Origin of the sequence: Rhizobium sp. BR 315 (assembly GCF_050577975.1) — a bacterium.
Classification (GTDB): domain Bacteria; phylum Pseudomonadota; class Alphaproteobacteria; order Rhizobiales; family Rhizobiaceae; genus Rhizobium; species Rhizobium miluonense.
Genome location: NZ_JARWKZ010000053.1, coordinates 22,169 through 39,168, shown reverse-complemented (window position 1 = coordinate 39,168; position 17,000 = coordinate 22,169). Strand labels below are relative to the sequence as shown.

The 17,000-nt window shown below is 58.6% G+C and carries 16 protein-coding genes and 2 pseudogenes; 7 read left to right on the top strand and 11 right to left on the bottom strand.

Translation table 11 applies throughout. The features are described from left to right. Window positions 1-365: 365 nt before the first annotated feature. The 8 genes and pseudogenes from QD409_RS29870 to QD409_RS29835 all read right to left on the bottom strand — a co-directional run bounded on the left by QD409_RS29870 (window position 366) and on the right by QD409_RS29835 (window position 8,504). Window positions 366-1,373, bottom strand: coding sequence for a ScyD/ScyE family protein (locus tag QD409_RS29870; RefSeq protein WP_430764448.1), 1,008 nt, complete (start codon window positions 1,371-1,373; stop codon window positions 366-368). Next, complete coding sequence (locus QD409_RS29865) at window positions 1,352-2,092, bottom strand: formylglycine-generating enzyme family protein (RefSeq protein WP_430764447.1); 741 nt, start codon at window positions 2,090-2,092, stop codon at window positions 1,352-1,354. Before QD409_RS29865 ends, QD409_RS29870 begins: the two co-directional genes overlap by 22 nt. Before the next feature lie 16 nt (window positions 2,093-2,108). Further along, a complete protein-coding gene (locus QD409_RS29860) occupies window positions 2,109-3,170 on the bottom strand; it encodes an ABC transporter ATP-binding protein (RefSeq protein WP_430764446.1) in 1,062 nt (353 codons plus the stop codon). A 5-nt stretch (window positions 3,171-3,175) separates the two neighbouring features. Beyond that, a complete protein-coding gene (locus QD409_RS29855; protein ID WP_430764445.1) occupies window positions 3,176-4,051 on the bottom strand; it encodes a carbohydrate ABC transporter permease in 876 nt (291 codons plus the stop codon). Continuing rightward, window positions 4,048-4,971: a carbohydrate ABC transporter permease gene (locus QD409_RS29850; RefSeq protein ID WP_430764444.1), complete on the bottom strand. Its 924-nt coding sequence runs from the start codon at window positions 4,969-4,971 to the stop codon at window positions 4,048-4,050. Before QD409_RS29850 ends, QD409_RS29855 begins: the two co-directional genes overlap by 4 nt. 124 nt (window positions 4,972-5,095) lie before the next feature. Then, on the bottom strand, window positions 5,096-6,355 hold the full coding sequence (locus QD409_RS29845) for an ABC transporter substrate-binding protein (protein WP_430764443.1): 1,260 nt from the start codon (window positions 6,353-6,355) through the stop codon (window positions 5,096-5,098). Window positions 6,356-7,188: 833 nt separating this feature from the next. Next, window positions 7,189-7,605, bottom strand: a pseudogene (locus QD409_RS29840) (transposase); the annotation flags it as partial. A gap of 422 nt (window positions 7,606-8,027) precedes the next feature. After that, entirely contained in the window at window positions 8,028-8,504 is a 477-nt protein-coding gene (locus QD409_RS29835) for a hypothetical protein (protein ID WP_430764442.1), read from the bottom strand. A gap of 1,103 nt (window positions 8,505-9,607) precedes the next feature. Here QD409_RS29835 and QD409_RS29830 point away from each other — a divergent pair. The 3 genes from QD409_RS29830 to tnpB (QD409_RS29820) all read left to right on the top strand — a co-directional run bounded on the left by QD409_RS29830 (window position 9,608) and on the right by tnpB (QD409_RS29820) (window position 11,355). Next, entirely contained in the window at window positions 9,608-10,624 is a 1,017-nt protein-coding gene (locus QD409_RS29830) for an RHE_PE00001 family protein (RefSeq protein WP_430764449.1), read from the top strand. A 75-nt stretch (window positions 10,625-10,699) separates the two neighbouring features. Further along, window positions 10,700-11,062 (top strand): IS66-like element accessory protein TnpA, encoded by a 363-nt coding sequence (gene tnpA, locus QD409_RS29825; RefSeq protein WP_105374904.1) that lies wholly within the window; start codon window positions 10,700-10,702, stop codon window positions 11,060-11,062. After that, a complete protein-coding gene (tnpB, locus tag QD409_RS29820; RefSeq protein ID WP_430764441.1) occupies window positions 11,059-11,355 on the top strand; it encodes an IS66 family insertion sequence element accessory protein TnpB in 297 nt (98 codons plus the stop codon). The genes tnpA and tnpB (QD409_RS29820) overlap by 4 nt, the downstream gene beginning before the upstream one ends. Here the strand turns inward: tnpB (QD409_RS29820) and QD409_RS29815 are convergent. The 3 genes from QD409_RS29815 to QD409_RS29805 form a co-directional block, all read right to left on the bottom strand. Next, complete coding sequence (locus QD409_RS29815) at window positions 11,297-13,393, bottom strand: recombinase family protein (protein ID WP_430764440.1); 2,097 nt, start codon at window positions 13,391-13,393, stop codon at window positions 11,297-11,299. The genes tnpB (QD409_RS29820) and QD409_RS29815 overlap by 59 nt on opposite strands. A 292-nt stretch (window positions 13,394-13,685) precedes the next feature. Continuing rightward, window positions 13,686-14,147, bottom strand: a complete 462-nt coding sequence (locus tag QD409_RS29810) for a helix-turn-helix domain-containing protein (protein ID WP_430764439.1) — start codon at window positions 14,145-14,147, stop codon at window positions 13,686-13,688. Window positions 14,148-14,325: 178 nt separating this feature from the next. Further along, complete coding sequence (locus tag QD409_RS29805) at window positions 14,326-14,601, bottom strand: DUF5372 family protein (RefSeq protein ID WP_430764438.1); 276 nt, start codon at window positions 14,599-14,601, stop codon at window positions 14,326-14,328. A 38-nt stretch (window positions 14,602-14,639) separates the two neighbouring features. On the opposite strand from QD409_RS29805, the gene tnpB (QD409_RS29800) reads away from it, so the two are divergent. From tnpB (QD409_RS29800) to QD409_RS29785, 4 genes and pseudogenes are all read left to right on the top strand, one after another. Next, the gene (gene tnpB, locus QD409_RS29800) at window positions 14,640-14,792 is read left to right on the top strand and encodes an IS66 family insertion sequence element accessory protein TnpB (RefSeq protein ID WP_081931298.1); all 153 of its coding nucleotides are present in this window, start codon (window positions 14,640-14,642) and stop codon (window positions 14,790-14,792) included. A 72-nt stretch (window positions 14,793-14,864) separates the two neighbouring features. Beyond that, a complete protein-coding gene (gene tnpC, locus QD409_RS29795; protein WP_430764437.1) occupies window positions 14,865-16,430 on the top strand; it encodes an IS66 family transposase in 1,566 nt (521 codons plus the stop codon). Then, entirely contained in the window at window positions 16,430-16,735 is a 306-nt protein-coding gene (locus tag QD409_RS29790) for a hypothetical protein (RefSeq protein ID WP_430764436.1), read from the top strand. The genes tnpC and QD409_RS29790 overlap by 1 nt, the downstream gene beginning before the upstream one ends. Before the next feature lie 46 nt (window positions 16,736-16,781). Continuing rightward, a pseudogene (locus tag QD409_RS29785) lies at window positions 16,782-16,934 on the top strand (helix-turn-helix domain-containing protein); the annotation flags it as partial. Window positions 16,935-17,000 lie beyond the last annotated feature (66 nt).

The following is a 17,000-nucleotide window of genomic DNA, read 5'->3' as shown; positions in this document are numbered from 1 at the left end:
ACCCTCGTTGTGATTCTGCGAGCCTGAAACGGCAACACGCGCCATGTGAGACAGAGGAAGGCCCGAGACGAACCACGGTCCTGCGGTATTCAACCCGCGCATCAGAGTCTGATCAACCGTCGTCTCAATGCCGCCGCGTCCTGCAATAGGCAGCATATTTGTCCCTCGTCGACGCTGAAAAAGGCGACAAGAAAAACCTATGCCCAAACTCTTGAAAACGGACATGAGAATCACTTATGAACTCCGTTGCATGGGCGTGCGCCCCCGCAAGGACACCCGGTCAGATAACGCTCCGTTGCACGCGGTTCCCCCATTTACGTGCCATACGACAGCCTCTGTGCCTCGATGCGCATTCGAGCCGGTGGTCAGCGAGCAGATTCGCGTGTCAGAAAATAGAGGTTGCCGCCCAGCTCGGAAACGACGAGCCGCCGCTCGTCCCAGGCAAGAACGGACACTGGCCGGGTCAGTCCGTCGAGAATGATCTCTCGGTCGTGCGTTATTTTATTGAGCTTGAGCAATCGCCCGCTACCCTTCAGGAAACCTTCTTTCTGGTTGTAGGTGCCATGTTCGAGGACAAGCATATCTCCATCATTATCGAAGGCGATACTCAAGGGCGCATTGAGTCCTTCGACATCAAGCCGCGGCTCTGATGCATCGCCGACTTCGGGAATCGACACGATCTTTCCAGCACCAGCAAGGAAAGGAAAGCCGCCAAACAGCGCAATATGGAGGCGCTGGTCGTGAAGGGCGATGCCGGTCGGCACCGCGTCCACTTCGTAGCTGTTGCCTTCCGTGAACTCCGTCGGCGAAAGGCTGTGCAGCGCCGTGGCCGCCTCCCTCATGCGGCGGAATGTCAAGAGCGTGCTTTTCCGGCCGTCCGCCTGCACGCGTTCGACACTGTTTCGAGCGGAATCGATCACGTAGTAGGTTCCGCCCGCCACGATGAAGTCGAACGGATTCCAGAAATCGTTGCTGATGACACGGGCCTGGCCAGCGGCGTCGAGCGCAACGAGGGCGTGGTCAAACGGACCCTCGTCGGAATTGACCGGCGTCGCACCCTGGGCGACGACAAGGACATCGCCGGCGCGGACGACATGATAAGGGCCGGTGGGGTCGCCCATCACGTCGAGGCCGTGGGGAAATACCGGACCGAATGCGACAAGCTTGCCGTCCGCGCCGCGCCGGTAGAGCCTGCCACTGGCGAGATCGCTGACGAGCAAGCTCCCGGCGTCGCGGGATAGGCCGGCAAAGGCCGCACCCGGCATGTTGAAGGTCTCGAGCGCGTAGCCGGGCGCAGCTGTCGGCTCGGCGCTAGCACCGACTGCCAGAAACAGGAGACCAGTGACGATAATCAAGGCGTAGAACGGACGCATCGGAAGCCACCATTGGCTGAGAACCGGAATTCCGGATCATAGGCGAGGCGATAGGTCGTCGTAAGGTGGTTTGGATCGCTATTCCAGGAACCACCGCGAAGCACGCGATACGGCCCGGCGCTCCTTGGCGCCGTCCCACCTTCATACGGCGCGTAGAGATCGCGGGTCCACTCCCAGACATTGCCAACAAGATTGAGGACGCCCTCTTTGCTCGCTCCAGCGGTGAAGGACTCCGCCGGTGCGGTCATCGGATACCCGTCTCGCGCGTCGCCAGAGCAACAGACATCCGCTCCGGAATTTGCCCGCGTATCGTCTGGCGGGGTGTCGCCCCATGGAAACGCGTCGCCCTTGGTTCCTCGCGCCGCCCTCTCGTATTGCGGCTCCGACGGCAGCTCCAATCCGTAGTGACGGCAAAAAGCATCGGCGTCTCCCCAACTTACCCCGACGACCGGCCTGTCGTCCAATCCCAAGATCGGGTGATTTGCGTAGAAGGCCGGGCGGTGACCGGTGGCATTGACGAAGCGTCCATATTGCCGGTTCGTGATTTCGGTGCGATTGATCGCGAACGCCCGACCCTCCAGCACGCGGCGCGGACGTTCGTTTTCGGGGCCGTCGTCACGCCCAAAGACGAACGCGCCGGCAGGAATTTCGATCAGCGGATTTCCGGCGATAGGGCCGACATCAGCAGCGGCCGCCGGGAATGCAAGGGCGATCACCATCGCCGCCGTCCAAACGCTAGAAGTCAACACGATCTTGAGTCTCGCCATTGAAGAGAAACACGCGATCCGTCGCGACCTTGACACCGATCTGCTGGTCGATCTGACCGGTGAAATTCTTATCAGCGCGTAAGGTTATGAGCTGACCGCCCAACCGGAGGCTGACAAGCGTATTCTCGCCTGTGAGTTCCACCGAATAGATCGGCGCAACCAGATTGACGTCCGGATCACCGGCTTCGGCCGGATGGACGTCCTCCGGGCGGACACCGAGGACGGCTCGGGAGAAGTTTGCCCGACCGATACCCCCGACTCTGAGGTCGGCACTAACGAACACGCCGTTCTTCACTTCTCCAGGAATCAGGTTCATCGGCGGCGAGCCTATAAATCCGGCGACGAAGAGAGTGCGCGGATCGTTGTAGATTTCCCGCGGCGTCCCAAGCTGCTCGATCACGCCCTTGTTCATCACGGCCACTCGGTGGGCAAGTGTCATCGCCTCTATCTGGTCGTGGGTGACGTAGATCGTCGTGACCTGCAGCTCATGTTGAAGGTGTTTCAGCTCGGCGCGCATCTGGGTGCGAAGCTTGGCGTCAAGATTGGACAGCGGCTCGTCCATCAGAAAGACGCGTGGCGTGCGAACAATCGCGCGGGCGAGTGCCACCCGCTGGCGCTGGCCGCCGGAGAGTTCCTTCGGCAGACGGGACAACATCGTGTCGAGTTCCACACGCCGCGCGACCTCGGCTATTTGTCGCTTGCGTTCGGCAGGCAGCACTTTGCGGATCTTCAGCGGGTAGCCGATATTGTCCTCGACAGTGAGATGCGGATATAGGGCATATGACTGGAAGACCATCGCGACGTCGCGATACTTGGGCAGGACACCGTTGATGCGATCCGCATCGATGTAGATATCGCCCGACGTCGCCTCCTCCAGACCGGCAACCATGCGCATGGTCGTTGTCTTGCCGCAGCCGGAGGGGCCGAGCAGAACGAGAAACTCCTTGTCCATGATCTCGAGGTTGAAATTCGTCACAGCAACAAATTCGCCGAACTTCTTGCTGACGTTTCTGAATGTGACGGACGCCATAGGTCTCAACCTTTGACAGCGCCCAGGGACAATCCCCGGACGAGATGCTTCTGGACGATGAAGGCGAAAATGACGATCGGCACGCAGGCCATGAAACCCGCTGCGCTGATTTCGCCCCAATAGGTGTTGTACTGTGTCACGCGCCCGGCAATGCCGATCGGCAGTGTTTGTGACTGCTCGGTGAGCGTGATGATGAGGGACAACAGAAATTCGTTCCACGAGATGATCAGGCAGAAGATGGCGGTGGCCGCAAGCCCGGGCCGGGCAAGGGGTAACGCCACATGCAGGAATGCGCCCCACCGCGTGTCGCCGTCGACGATCGCTGCTTCCTCCAGTTCGACCGGAAGATCCTGGAAATAGCTCTTCATCATCCACGTCGCGAAGGGCAGATTGAAGGCGGTGTAGGCGACAATGAGAGCCGACTTCGTGTTGAGCATGTGGAAATAGTTGAAGAACAGGTAGAGCGGAATGATGCTGACGATGGGCGGCATCATGCGCGTCGACAGGATCCAGAACGAAATCTGCTTCCGCCACTGCCACGGGTAACTGAACCGTGCCAAGGCATAACCAGCCATGGTGCCGAAGGTCACGGAAACGACGGTCGTTCCCACGGCGACGAGAAAGCTGTTCAGCGCGTAGCGCAGGAACGGACGCTGGATGAACGCTTCATCGTAGTGTTTCAGCGTCGGGTTTCGGGGTAGCCACTCCGGCGGCACGGCGAAAATGTCGATATCAAACTTGAATGAGTTCGACGCGATCCAATAGACGGGAAAAAGCGTGACGACCAGCGCGACAAAGATCGTCAGATAGGCCGACAGGCGGATGAGCACCTCTCTGGTACGGCTGCGCGCATGTATGGTTTTTGCCAGCGTCATGGTCATTCCGCCAGCCGCATGCGTTTCATGAACCAAGTGCTCAGAATGATCGTCACAAACAGCACGAAAAGCGACATCGCCGCCGCGTAGCCTGGATCGGCGAAGCGGTAGGCGACCTGATAGATATAAAGGCTCAAGACCTTGGTCCGGTCAGCCGGGCCACCTCCCGTCAGGATGAAGACCAGATCGAAAAGACGCAACGCATCCATGACACGCAGGAGCAAGGCAATAGCGATCACCGGCTTAAGGAAGGGCAGCGTCAGGTCCCAGAACTGCTGCCAGGACGAGGCGCCGTCGAGCGCGGCGGCTTCGTAGGGTTCGACCGGCAGGCTGGCCAGCCCGGCCAACATCAGAAGGAATATGAACGGTGTCCATTGCCAGACATCGGCGACGATGATCGAGAACATCGCGAGGTTCACGTCGCCGGCCCATGCCTGCAATGGTAGGCCAAGGCGGAACATGATTTCGTTCAGGACACCGAACTGCGGCTCGTAGATGAGCTTCCATGTGATCGCGACTGCGATCGGCGGCAGCATCATGGGGATCATCAGGACAGTCTTCAGAAAGGTCAGCCGGCGGATGAATTTATCGAGCAGTAGCGCCAGGCCGAGACCAAGGAGGAATTCGGTCACCACCGCCGCGACTGTGAATACGATGGTGTTCCGGAGCGCGACGTGAAATTGCGCGTCGGAAAGAAGCCGCACGAAATTGCCGGCACCGACGAACTCCCAAGGCAGATCGGGATTCGGGCTGATTTTGTGAACCGCTGCATAGAACATGTAGACGCTGGGAAAGATCGTCAGGCCTAGCAGTATGAGGACCGTCGGCGCAAGCATGAGGAAGCGCAGGTGACGTTCCGCCCATCGCTCCAGACCGCCACCCATCTGGAGCTGCGCGGTCAAGATGCTGCTTTCGACCTTCAACATTGATCTCTCCCGCAAAGCCTGCCCCGGCACGCCTTAACTGTCGGTTTCACGGTCACCGAAGGCCATTGTCAGCTCCGCGACAAGAGCGGCGTCCGAAAACTCCGCTCGTGTCGCGGCACATTGCTTATTTAAGGCCCGTAATCTGTTCGACCGCCGCCTGCGCGTTCTTCAGGGCCTCTTCCGGTGTGATCGTGCCCGCTACCGCCTTGGAAAGCTCGATGCCGAAGGCATTCTCGATCTCTGGCCACTTCGGGTGACGCGGACGGGGAGTCGAGGCTTGGATCGCAGTCATCAACACCGGATAGTGCCGGAACTTCTGTTGCGAGGTCAGTTCCGGATCGGTGAAGACCGAGGTCCGTACAGGTGGATTGCCGCGCTCGGCGGAAATCTTCATTTGCTCCTGAGAGGTCGCCCAGATCATGAAGTCGAAGGCTTCCTGCTTGTTTTTGGAAGCCGACATGATGCCCATGGTCCAGTGACCGATTTCCGAGCTTCCCGGTTTGGTTCCAGCGGGAATGGGGCTATAGGAAATCTTGCCGACCATCTTCGACTGGCTCGGATCTTCGAAGGTCGCAACCCAGTTCGGCCAGTTGATCGATGAAGCGGCCGTGCCGGCGGCAAGCGCTGTGCCAACCTCGTTGGCGTTATAGCTCTCGACCCCCTTCGGTGAGATATCACGGAGCGCCATAAACGTCTTCATGGCGGCGGCTCCTTCGGGCGTGTTGATCGTCACCTTGGTCCGGTCGGCGTTGAACATATCCGCGCCATAGGACCAGAAGATCGGCATGAAATCGGCAACCACCGGGTTGCCCTGACCTCCGCGGAAGACGTAGCCGTAATAACGGCCGCCGCCGCTTTTGGTCAGCGTCTTGCCCGCCTTCAGCACGTCATCCCAGGTCTTTGGAACGTCGACGCCGGCTTGCTTGAACTTGGCAGCGTCATAGAAGAACATCTGCGCATTTCCCACATAGGGCAGGCACACATAGGGTCCCGTATTGTAGGGGTTGCGGCAGACCGCTAGCGACTTCGAAAGGAAATCACTGTCCGGTCCCGTCATTCCGGCCTTCTTGAAGAAAGCCGTCAGATCCTCCAGATGTCCGTTCTCGGCGAAAAACGGAATCCACGGATCGTCCATTAGGATGATATCGAAGACGCCGGACTTGGTGGCGCCGGCATTGGCGCCCTGTTCGAACACATTGGCATAAGGCGCCTGGACGGCCTCCACCTTCGTGCCTTTCATCTTCGCGTAGTCGTTGGCAGCGGCCCTAAGACCGTCGCCCTCGCTGCCTGATGGCACGAGGATCGTAATGTCGGCCCATGCTACTCCGTTGATCGCGAGTGCGGACGCCGCAATAGCCAAGGTGAGAAACAATTTGCGAAGCATTGTACACCTCCCATTCCGAGCAGTTATCCAGAGGCCTTCTTCGGGGGGCCTCACCCTTTCCGGCATGGCGGAAACGCTGCCTCGACACCCATGCGAACCACTCTGCGACAAGTCGAAACGTCGACCGGCATCTCCTCCTCGAACCGGTAGCCGATTTTATCACATCAGGAGCTTTATTTAGAGAGATTATATTAGCATTTTCGGAATTTCATCCTGGTAGTAACGGAAGTTCATGAGCCAGGTTTTTTGTTTCGTGGTGCTTGGTTGCGCCATCGTCCTGCTGCAAACTCATGATGCCAGCGAGCGCCGTTTTGACTCTTGGGGGATTCCAATTCTACGACGAATCTGAATCTGTCGCTTTGCATTTAATCGTGAGACTGTGCGTCCAATATTTTCAACAATATAACGCGCCACGTTATTTGAGATTGAGCAGTTAATTTGAGATTTTCCGCAATAGCAGCAGCCTCATATCTTCGGAGATGACATCCGCTAAACCCCATGTTTACAGATACTTAAACCCTCAATTATCCAATGAAGGGTGGGCATACGATCTCAAATTAACTTCTGTGGTTGCCGTCCGTTGCGCAAGTAGTGTCTGACCCTTTTTGACGTGTGATCGAGTGCGGTCTTCTGTCAGGCCTTTCGTTGCGGCACTTTCAAAAGCCGCCGGCCGATATGGTGATCTGCGGATCGGGTCCAAATCTGCCAAAAGAGCTTTACGCCCTCAGTTAATCGCTGGTTTTCCCGTTCCCGATCTGTTCGATCATGCGCCCATTCAGGGCATCGACTTCTCACACCTCCTTGCCGGTCCTGGCTACCGTGGTGGTTTCTTGTCACCCCGCCATAGCCAGAGCCGGGTCTCGATAATCTTCCTGCTTCGTCAGCATGGCCCATATTGTCCGAGCCATCTTGTTCGCCAATGCGATCGCCACCAGCATGCGCGGCTTCTTCGCGAGCATCCGCGAAAGCCACGATCCTTGTGCTGGCGGTTTGCGACCCGCCCAACTCAAGCGAGCCATTGCCCCGATAATCAGGAGCCTGCGGATATCGGCCTGGCCAGCCTTCGACACCCGGCCGAGCCTTTCTTTTCCACCAGAAGAGAATTGTCGTGGAACGAGGCCGAGCCAAGCGGCAAAGTCCCGACCGGATCGGAAGCTCTGCATCGCCGGCGCGAAAGCCTCGACGGCCAGTGCGATCAGCGGCCCCACTCCCGGCATGGTTTGAAGTCGGCGCGCGACCTCGCTCCGCTTAGGTGCTAGCTCACGAGCCAAAATCTCATGTGTGGAGCGGCCGTTTTTTGCAAGAGAGAAAATCTGTGATGCCATCCTGGTCGGGTGCAAGCCATGTGTCCGGCCTTTACGAGGCGGCGCGTATGGCCGCAGGCCCTGATGAAGTCCGCGGATCGGGTTCCAATCAAATTTGCGCGCTCGAAGCGCCTTGAGAATCTCGGATTAATCCAATCCCCGGTTCGGTCGGTTTGCCATCACATCTCATCACCCTCGCTATCTACCGTCCAACTTGCTGTTTTGCACTGCCGAACGGAAGATCCCGCTATGCCATGCTTGCTCCAGCGACATAGTTTTGGTTGCGCGCCAACAATGCCCAGGCGATACGAGCAGTGCCGGCGGTTTGCCCGCGACATCGAAGAGATTTTCCGTGGAGTAGCAGGGGCCTATTCCGGGCCCAATTGCGCGGCCATGGTCGAAATTACAACCGGGATCCCACCGGCAGGCGGCGCGTAGCTGGTAATCTTAACGCTGCAAGCAGGCGTGGTGTTGCTAATGATCGTCCACAAGCTGCCCGCAGATGTGTTGACTACACTGATCGTCCCGCGCCCTGATTGGCTCATGATTTTCATGCTTGGATCGACCATCGACATCACCCTCGTGGTGCGCTGATAATCGCCGACTTCGGGCAAGAAGAACACAACCGTAATTCGGCTGACATTGCCAGGCTGGGTCTGAGCTGCGCCTGCCGCCCCATCGGCTATTTTCATCCAATCCGGAACAGCAATGGCACAGCCACCTTTAGCGGCATGAAAACGCTTCCAGCCTGCTGGAGGAGGGGAGGCTACGTACGGCGTCGTCACACAGCTGGAGAGAGCCGTCATGAGAGCAATACCGGCGATCAAGGGCAGTAGAGGGCGCATTGCAAATTCCTAAATGAGTACGAGTGTGATGCGGCACGGGATTTCGGCGCCGATCGGCGCTAAACGATTGTTTTTGCGAGCATTCCGCCGTGCTTATTCACAGATGCAGGCTTGCTCTGGCTTTACCGTGCTTTCATCCACAAAATACGCGTATCACCTTGGATTTCGGATCAGTCACGGACTGGACTGCGGTGCCACTATGGACGAAATTCAAACGCGAAGGCGTATCGGTAGCAACCCGTTCTTCACTTCCATAGTGTCGCGAATCTCCGGGTATTTTCAGCCCCGCCGTGGCAGAGGATGGGCCTCCGACAAACTTTTGATATCGAGAGGCACCGCAAGCATCAGAGGTTAGGCCCGCTACCGAGTTGGGTGAGGACGAAGTTGCACATGCACTCAGAGAAAATAGTGCTAAAAATACAGGCGCGGTCAGTAAAGGTTTCAAGCTTTCCCCCTTCAGGCTGCTAACTATCCAGGACTCTGGCACGTCAGAGTTAGAACTGGCATCATGAGGCTATCTACTGCCTCTACCGGTTGCAAGATGACAATTTCAGGTGGCATCGCAAAAAGGAGCGAGAAGCGCGCCCTCGCGTCGTCATGTCTGCTAGTTCAAGCAGCGAGCACATGAAGAAAGGTACCTTTGCAAGCGTGTTTTACGACCAAAATGGGGAGCTGTAGGGCGCGGTTTCCGGTTACGGACAGGCAGCTGATCCATCGCGACTGCCAAATGCGCGCCAGCGGGCTTCTGTGGCGGAAATTGCGCAAAATCGGTTGTTTCGGAAGGGATGAGATCCGATCCGTCGTTTTGGACAGGTTTTGACGAACAGAATCGATCGAGGATTGGCGCCTGCCCGGCCCGCTTCGGCAAGCGCTAGTCCGCTCAATTAGGCAAATGAGTCCACCGAACCTGGGCGAAAAACAGCGAAAAGCCCGGATTTGCAGGCGATTCCACCGATCCAGGAAGACCGACATTTCCGATTTGCACCGTGAAATCAATAACCATCGATAACCAGTACTTATCGATAGTTATGACGCCAACTAGCAACCATCCCATGTGAAGAACAGTAACTTTCATATAGAGTTCGTTTAGCAAATCATTTACCATAATATCAATGGCTTACGATCTTGCGAAAATCAGCATGGCTACCTTGATGCGGCCGGCTTTCGACGCCGGCATCGCTCTGACGCGTCTCGACGAGCGCATCGCCCGCTCGCCGGTCGGCGAAGGCTGGATCGAACGCCAAAACTTTGCCGATGCCTGTGCCTCGCTATGGATCGACGGCGAGCTCGTCCATCTCGAAGATCTCGTCCTCCACGACGCCACGCGCGACATCCGCACTCCGACCCACGAACTTACCATCGCCCGCGACGTTTTGCGAACCCGCCGGCGCATCGCCGCGCAGTCCCCGGATTGGGCGTTATCGACAGTGGGTATCCGAACTTTGCGACAGACGTCGGACATCAACCTGGTCGGCGCCGGCGCCATACGACCTGTCATCGCCGTGGCCGTCGATCCGGAAGGGGAGGGGGATGATGATGACGCGGACAATCTCGCCGGCGTCGACTTTGCTGCCATCGATGCGGTGTTGGCGCGGTCGGACGCCGCGATCGAGATCGCCACACGGCCTGGCCGTGCCGGCGCCAGCGCCGCGGCCGAAAAAGACCCGCTCGTTTATGAGCCCGACTGGGACGAGGATGCGCGGCTCGACGAATGGCGCGAAGTGCTGCGCCAAGCCGAACACCTGCCGGCGGTGCTGCAAGCGATCGTCGCCCTCGATGCCTGGAATGAGTTGTCGGTCCTTCAACATGCGCCGTGGCTCGGCCGGCTGTTTTGCGCATCCATTCTGCGTCAGGCCGGCATCACCAGCGTCGCGCATCTCGCCGCCATCAATCTCGGCCTGAAAACCATTCCCGTCGATCGCCGTCGTCATCGCGACCGCGAGACTCGGCTACTCGCCATCGCCCACGGTCTTTTGGCGGCCGCCGAGATCGGCATGAAAGAGCATGACCGGCTGGCGCTGGCCCGCATGCTGATGGAGCGGAAGCTCGAGGGGCGGCGGACGTCTTCGAAATTGCCGGAACTGGTTGAGCGTGAGCGTCCGGTGAGCTGTTTTTGCTGATCGGGCAAATCAGGCGATGTTCTGGCATTAGAACCAGCATTAGTGCTGACATTAATGCCAGAACAAAGAGGTTTCATGGCTCGCATAGAGATCATGTCCGGTACCGAGCGCAGACGGCGTTGGTCGGACGAGGCGAAGCTGAGGATACTTGCGGAAGCTGATGAGCCCGGTGCTCGCATTGGCGATGTGGCGCGCCGGCACGACATTCATCCGGGCCAGATCCGCTTGTGGCGGCAATCATTCAGCTATGCCGATCGGCCGACGGTATTCCTCCCGGTGGAAATTACCGAGGAGGTTGGCGTAAGCCAGCCGTCTACCGCAGCAACGAGGCCGGCGATCGTCGAGATCTTGCTTCGAAACGGTCGGAGCTTGAAGGTTCCGGTTGACGTTGAGTTGAAGCTGCTTGGCCCGCTCGTCGCTTGCGTGGAGGCGGCATGATCGGGCCATCGGGGAATGTGCGGGTCTACCTGGCCTGCGGAGTGACGGATATGCGGCGTGGCATCGATGGCCTATCGGCGCTGGTCGAAACGGTCGTGAAGGAGGCGCCGGGCTCGGGCGCGATCTTCGGCTTCCGCGGAAAGCGCGCTGACCGGATCAAGCTTCTCTGGTGGGACGGCCAGGGGTTCTGCCTATTCTACAACGATTTGCGTCCATACTACGCCTCTTTCTTCTTCAGCGGACAAGTTTTGCGTGGCTGGCACTTTGTACGCGTGCGGCTGCCCGATCAATGAGCCGGTTCCATCGGCTGCATTGTTTCCGCGGCAGGTCTCCATCGGGAATTTCGTAAAGGTAATGATGTCCGTTCGAGGCATGGCTGGCGATGAGGCCGTGCTTGGCCCATCTGGTGACGGTTTGTTCGTGGACATTGAGGCGCGCCGCTGCTTCCTGTTTTGTCAGCATTCCGCGCTCGCGTAGGCGATCATGGCGTGGACGCAACTTGTATTGGTGCACGAGATAGGCGATTCGCAAAGGTGTGAAGCGGGCGTCCTGACGGCCGCGACGCCCTGCCTCGCCCGGGCGATATCCTTGCTGATTGAGAAGTTCGGCGATTTCGGAATAGACGTGGTCGTCAAGGAGCCTGTCGACCAATTCGACCACGCCGGGTTGTGTCGTTATCTGCTGGGCGGAGGATTTTGGGCTGATGGTGGTGAGCGTCTGGGTTTTGCCACCCTTAAATCGAATGTGAACCTTGGTCGTCCCTTTCGCCGGTAATTTGACGAGGGTGACGTCTTCGACAATGTGGGCAAGCAGTCGCTTCCGTTCGCGGTTCGGGGTATCCGGGTCGGCCCAAAGCTTTTTGAAGTCCGCCGTCATTGCGACCAACCGCTCATGGACAGCCTTATCGAGAATGAATTGATCTTGCTCGCGGGCGCGCTCGCGCTCTTCGCGGGCATTGGCCAGGATGCGGAGCTTCTCGTTCCATTCACCTTCGAGCGTGTCGGCGACGAGGCGATTATTGGGATCGACGAGCATGAAACGGCGCTGGGCGAGATCGGCTTCTGTTTGGGCGCGCTCGATCGCGCGGTAGCGCAGCCGATCCGCTTCTTCATGACGGGCTTCGATCTCCTTACGGACTTCGAGCACCAGTTCGACGGCGGCCGGCGTCATCTGTTCAGCAACCAGCGTGCCAACGGCCTGGTCGACGGGAGGCCCTGCTATCGACTGGCAAGAGGGTTCTGCGCGATCGTTATGGGCGCGATCACAAATGTACCAGGCGTCCAGTCGGCCGCGGCGGGCAGCGTAGCGAACCCTGAAATGCCTACCACATTGCCCACATATGGCGCGGCCTTGCAGCAGCGCGGGGCCTTCTCTTGGAATTGACGCGCGTGCCAGGTCATATCCACGGCCATTCGCCTCAAGAATCTTCAGGTTCTCCTGATGTTGCTCCCAACTGATATAACCGGGATGGGCATCGGGAATGCAGGCCAGCCAATCGTCAATGTCGCGCGAGCGTAAAATCTTCTTGCCATCGACGGTGCGTCGAAACTGTCGCCGGCCATAGGTGTAGGTGCCAGCGTAGCGCGGATTGTTCAGGACACGCATTGCCGTTGATGCGGTCAGCGGCCGAAACAGCGTCTCGCTGTTGTGCAAGCGCGATGGAAACAGAAGGCCTTCCTTGCGAAAGACCTTGACGGTCTGGGAGGCGGATCCGACGCGAGAGAACGTCTCAAAGAAATGAACGATCGTCTCTCTGACTTGCAGGTCTGGATCAAGCGTCACATTGCCGGACGGATCATAGACCAGCCCGGTCGGCAGCGGACAACGGAACTCGCCACGCCGGGCCTTGTTGAGGATGCCGCCGCGCAGCCGTGCCTTGATCACATGCAGTTCGGCCTCACTCATTGTTCCCTTCAGGCCGAGCAGGAGCCGGTCGTTGAAACTTGCTGGGTCATAGACACCGTCCTCGTCGAGGATCAGTGTATCGGCGAGAGCGCAGATCTCCAGCAGCCGCTGCCAGTCGGCATTGTTGCGCGCCAGACGGGAGACCTCCAGGCCCATTACGATCCCGGCATGCCCCATGCCGACATCGCTGACCAGCCGCTGAAATCCCTCGCGCCAGGCCGCCGATGCGCCGGATTCGCCCTGATCGTTATCGATGACGACAATCTGCTCGTCGCGCCAGCCCAGGGCGACCGCGCGCCCCCGAAGCGCATATTGCCGCCGGGTGCTCTCGGTATTGTCGATGACTTGCCGCATCGAAGATTGACGGATGTAGAGATAGGCGCCGCGTTCGAGGTGATGAGACTGGACTTTGAGGTGTGCATTCATGGTGATCTCCGCAGGTGGATGCTCGTGGCGATTGTTGCAAGGACATGAACGACGGCGTTGTGTCCGCCGTGCGCTGAGCCGACGGCTGTCGACGGGTCAATCAGTACTTGAGGGGAGCTTGCGATTGCGGTCAGCGCCTGGACCCATCCCCACATGCCCCGGCGCCGAAAAAGCATGAGGCCACTGCGGGCCTTGAACGGCAGCACTTCACCGAGAGCTGCACCACGTAGCACCTCGTACTGGGCCGCAATGGTCGACGGTAAGATCGAACATGCCGACATCGCGGCAATGTTTACCTGCCGGTTTTTTTTAATACCCGCTCGATCGTTCTGGGATGAAGCTCGATATCGAGTTGGCGGCGTACCAGCTTCGCCAGTTCCCTGGCGCGAACGGGTTCGCCTGGGACGAGCTGCGCCTGCAAAAATGCCAGGACTTTGTCGTCGATCTTGTGGGGACCGCGCGGCCCCGTCTTTGCCGGCACCAGTCCGGCAATCCCGGCCATGTCGAAGTTCACCTTGGCCTGGTAGTAGGTTGGCCTGGAGACCCCATATTCGTCGGAGGCCTCCGTCACCGACACCTTGTCGATCGAGACGCGACGCAGCATCTCGTATTTGACCTGCACAACGTCGTGCGGATCGAAGAACTCGCCGCCCCGGAACTTCGAATCGCGCACCTTGTCCGGGGTTGGATTGAAGGTACCCTCTTCGATAAGGACGTCTATCTTGGATCGCTTGCTGTCGTACTTGGCAGACATCGCTGGCTCCGATCACGCGAATCGGCATTAACGTAAATACAATTACGCCGCTATTCGCGGCTGCGTCAAGACTGCCGTCAGCCTTTGCGTCGACTATATCATCATTATATCGTGCCTTATTGGTCATGCGAGTTCCCTGTGCGGCGTAATTCGCTTTACATTTGCGGTATAATTGCCTTTACAAGTCGCAGCGTGGTCGCGTCCCCGATTTGCTGGAAAGACGGTCAACCAGATCCGCGAGTTCCATCAAATCGGCGAACCGCATAAGCGCCCGTCCCTTGCCCATGACCACCTCCGGATCCGCACTGAAAAGATCAGTCCATTGCGGGGGAAGCGACCAAACGGCAGCATTGTCGACCCGCAGTAAAAGGCGTTCGCCATGCCGGTTGAAACGCCGACCGACACATGGCAACTGCCGTGCGAATAAAGGATGAAACGGATGCGTGACCCGCACTAACTCCTGATCTGCGCTTGTCGAGGCTGCATTCTCTTGTGAGGTACAAGATTTTGGAGCGCGGGTACTTTCCCTGGCCGACGGCGAAAGAGGGTGTAGCGCACCTGACGCAGGCGCAGCTTTCCATGCTCGTTGAGGGGATCGATTGGCGACGCCCGGCATGGACGTCCGCTCCCGGCCGAACGGGATAAAAGCTATATTTTGCAGGGGCATCCGAGGCTTAACGCTGGCGCGTCAGAGGCAAATCGGCTAGATTCGCGGGTATGGAAACAGCGCCGCTGGACAGTCAGGACGAGCTCACTGCTTTGCGCGCACTCGTCGCGGAACAGGCGGCGAAACTTGAGAGCCAGGAAGCCGAGGTCATCAAGCGAGACTCCATAATCGGGCTTCTTCGCGCGCAACTGGAGCTTCTCCGACATCGGCAGCATGGCGCGTCTTCGGAAAAGATCGACCGGAAGATCGAGCAATTCGAGCTGATGCTGGAGGAGATCGAGGCCTCCCGGGCTGAGGCTGAACTGCGCTCCGGGAAAACTCCTCTGCCGGAGTTGGACGACGCATCCGAGAAGCCGAAGCGCAAGCCTCTACCCGATGATCTCGCCACCGAAGAACTGGTCTATGCGGCCCCCTGCAATTGCCCGACCTGCGGTGGCACTTCGTTCCTGAAGGCGGCCGACAGAGTGATCCAGGTGCTGGAGCACGTGCCGGCGTCGGTCAAGATTGTCCGGCATGTCGAGAAGCGCATGATCTGCAGGGAATGCGATACGACAGTGGCTGGCGAGATGCCGACCTTGCCGATCGAGCGCGGCAAACCCGGGCCGGGACTGCTCGCCCATATCATGATCGCCAAATTCGACGATCACATTCCCCTCTACCGCCTGTCAGAGATGTACGACCGGTTGGGGATAGACATCTCCCGATCCGTAATGGCCGACTGGGTCGGCCGGGTATCTGCATTGCTGACACCACTTGTCCTGTTAATCAGGGCCCATATCGCCGCACTCGACCGAATACATACGGACGATACCCCGGTCGATGTTCTCGACCCCGGGCGGGGCAAGACAAAAACCGGCAGGGTCTGGGTCTACGTCTTCGACGGCAGTGGCTATCAATCCGCCACTCCCGCGGCCATCGCTTATTACTACAGCTCTGACCGCAAAGGCGCGCATCCGGCTGAACACCTCGCAAGCTTCAGCGGCGTCATGCATGCCGACGGCTACGGGGGTTACAAGAAACTCTACGGCAACCAGATCATTGAAGCCGCCTGCATGGCGCATGTGCGCCGCAAGTTCCATGATGTGATCAAGCTGAAGCCTTCTCCGATCGCTGAGGAAGCACTGTCGCGCATCGGCGCTCTCTACGATATCGAGAACCGTATCCGAGGCATGTCGGCTGACGAGCGGCGCACCCTGCGTCAACAACATGCTCGGCCCATTCTGGACGAGCTCAAGGCCTGGATCGAGGCGACACTCTCAACTTTGCCACAGAAGCAGAGGCTGGCCGAGGCGATGCGATATGCGCTGTCGCGATGGACAGCCTTGGGTGTCTACATCGATGATGGCCGTGTCGAAATCGACAACAACATCGCTGAACGAGCCATGCGTCCGCTTGGAATCGGAAGGAAGAACTGGCTGTTTGCCGGCTCGGATAAGGGCGGTGAGCGCATCTCCAACATCCTGACCATCATCGAAACGGTCAAATTGCACGGCCAAAATCCGGAGGCGTATCTGACAGATGTCCTCGCCCGGATCCAGGATCATCCCAAGGATCGAATTGAAGACCTGCTGCCCTGGAACTGGACGCCAGCAAACGTTCGATGCGAGGCCGCCTGATGGCGCGCTCGAGGTTCATCTACACACTCAGCCAAGTCGCCGGCATGATCGGCGAGAACCTCGAACTGATCGAAGAAGTGACCGCAAACTCGGACAACATCTCCGAGCGCGAACTGGTTTACGTTAGCGATGGCACTGAAGATGGCACGAAGGGTCTGACCGAGAATGGCATCGAAGAACTTCAAAGCCTACTCGCCGACATCAGGACGTGGGACGGCGGTATCCGCGAGTTCCTCATCGACACACAGTGCGATCCTGAAATAATCGACCGCATCATCGCCGATGAGATGAAACGCGGCCTATAGCTTCCATCTCTCGACACCCGAAAAATGCGTTCGCCGGACGCTCACGGTTGAGCTGGTGATCGCCCGTCCCCTGGTATCGGCCGGGATGGTGGCGAATACTCTCGATGTTACGCCGCAGGCGGCGCGGCGGATCGTGACGGAGCTCGGCCTGCGCGAGATGACGGGGAGGGGCAGGTTTCGGGCGTGGGGAATCTTGTGAGGTGCGTGTCGCTGACAGCCCCTATCCGGCGGAGATATAAGTCAGGCGACCCTCTGGGTATTCCAA

Bases quoted from the DNA above. Each gene is read 5' to 3' on its own strand.
- QD409_RS29870 (WP_430764448.1), bottom strand. From the start codon at position 1,373: ATGCGTCCGTTCTACGCCTTGATTATCGTCACTGGTCTCCTGTTTCTG.
- QD409_RS29865 (WP_430764447.1), bottom strand. From the start codon at position 2,092: ATGGTGATCGCCCTTGCATTCCCGGCGGCCGCTGCTGATGTCGGCCCT.
- QD409_RS29860 (WP_430764446.1), bottom strand. From the start codon at position 3,170: ATGGCGTCCGTCACATTCAGAAACGTCAGCAAGAAGTTCGGCGAATTT.
- QD409_RS29855 (WP_430764445.1), bottom strand. From the start codon at position 4,051: ATGACCATGACGCTGGCAAAAACCATACATGCGCGCAGCCGTACCAGA.
- QD409_RS29850 (WP_430764444.1), bottom strand. From the start codon at position 4,971: ATGTTGAAGGTCGAAAGCAGCATCTTGACCGCGCAGCTCCAGATGGGT.
- QD409_RS29845 (WP_430764443.1), bottom strand. From the start codon at position 6,355: ATGCTTCGCAAATTGTTTCTCACCTTGGCTATTGCGGCGTCCGCACTC.
- QD409_RS29835 (WP_430764442.1), bottom strand. From the start codon at position 8,504: ATGCGCCCTCTACTGCCCTTGATCGCCGGTATTGCTCTCATGACGGCT.
- tnpA (WP_105374904.1), top strand. From the start codon at position 10,700: ATGGCTCGCATAGAGATCATGTCCGGTACCGAGCGCAGACGGCGTTGG.
- tnpB (WP_430764441.1), top strand. From the start codon at position 11,059: ATGATCGGGCCATCGGGGAATGTGCGGGTCTACCTGGCCTGCGGAGTG.
- QD409_RS29815 (WP_430764440.1), bottom strand. From the start codon at position 13,393: ATGAATGCACACCTCAAAGTCCAGTCTCATCACCTCGAACGCGGCGCC.
- QD409_RS29810 (WP_430764439.1), bottom strand. From the start codon at position 14,147: ATGTCTGCCAAGTACGACAGCAAGCGATCCAAGATAGACGTCCTTATC.
- tnpC (WP_430764437.1), top strand. From the start codon at position 14,865: ATGGAAACAGCGCCGCTGGACAGTCAGGACGAGCTCACTGCTTTGCGC.
- QD409_RS29790 (WP_430764436.1), top strand. From the start codon at position 16,430: ATGGCGCGCTCGAGGTTCATCTACACACTCAGCCAAGTCGCCGGCATG.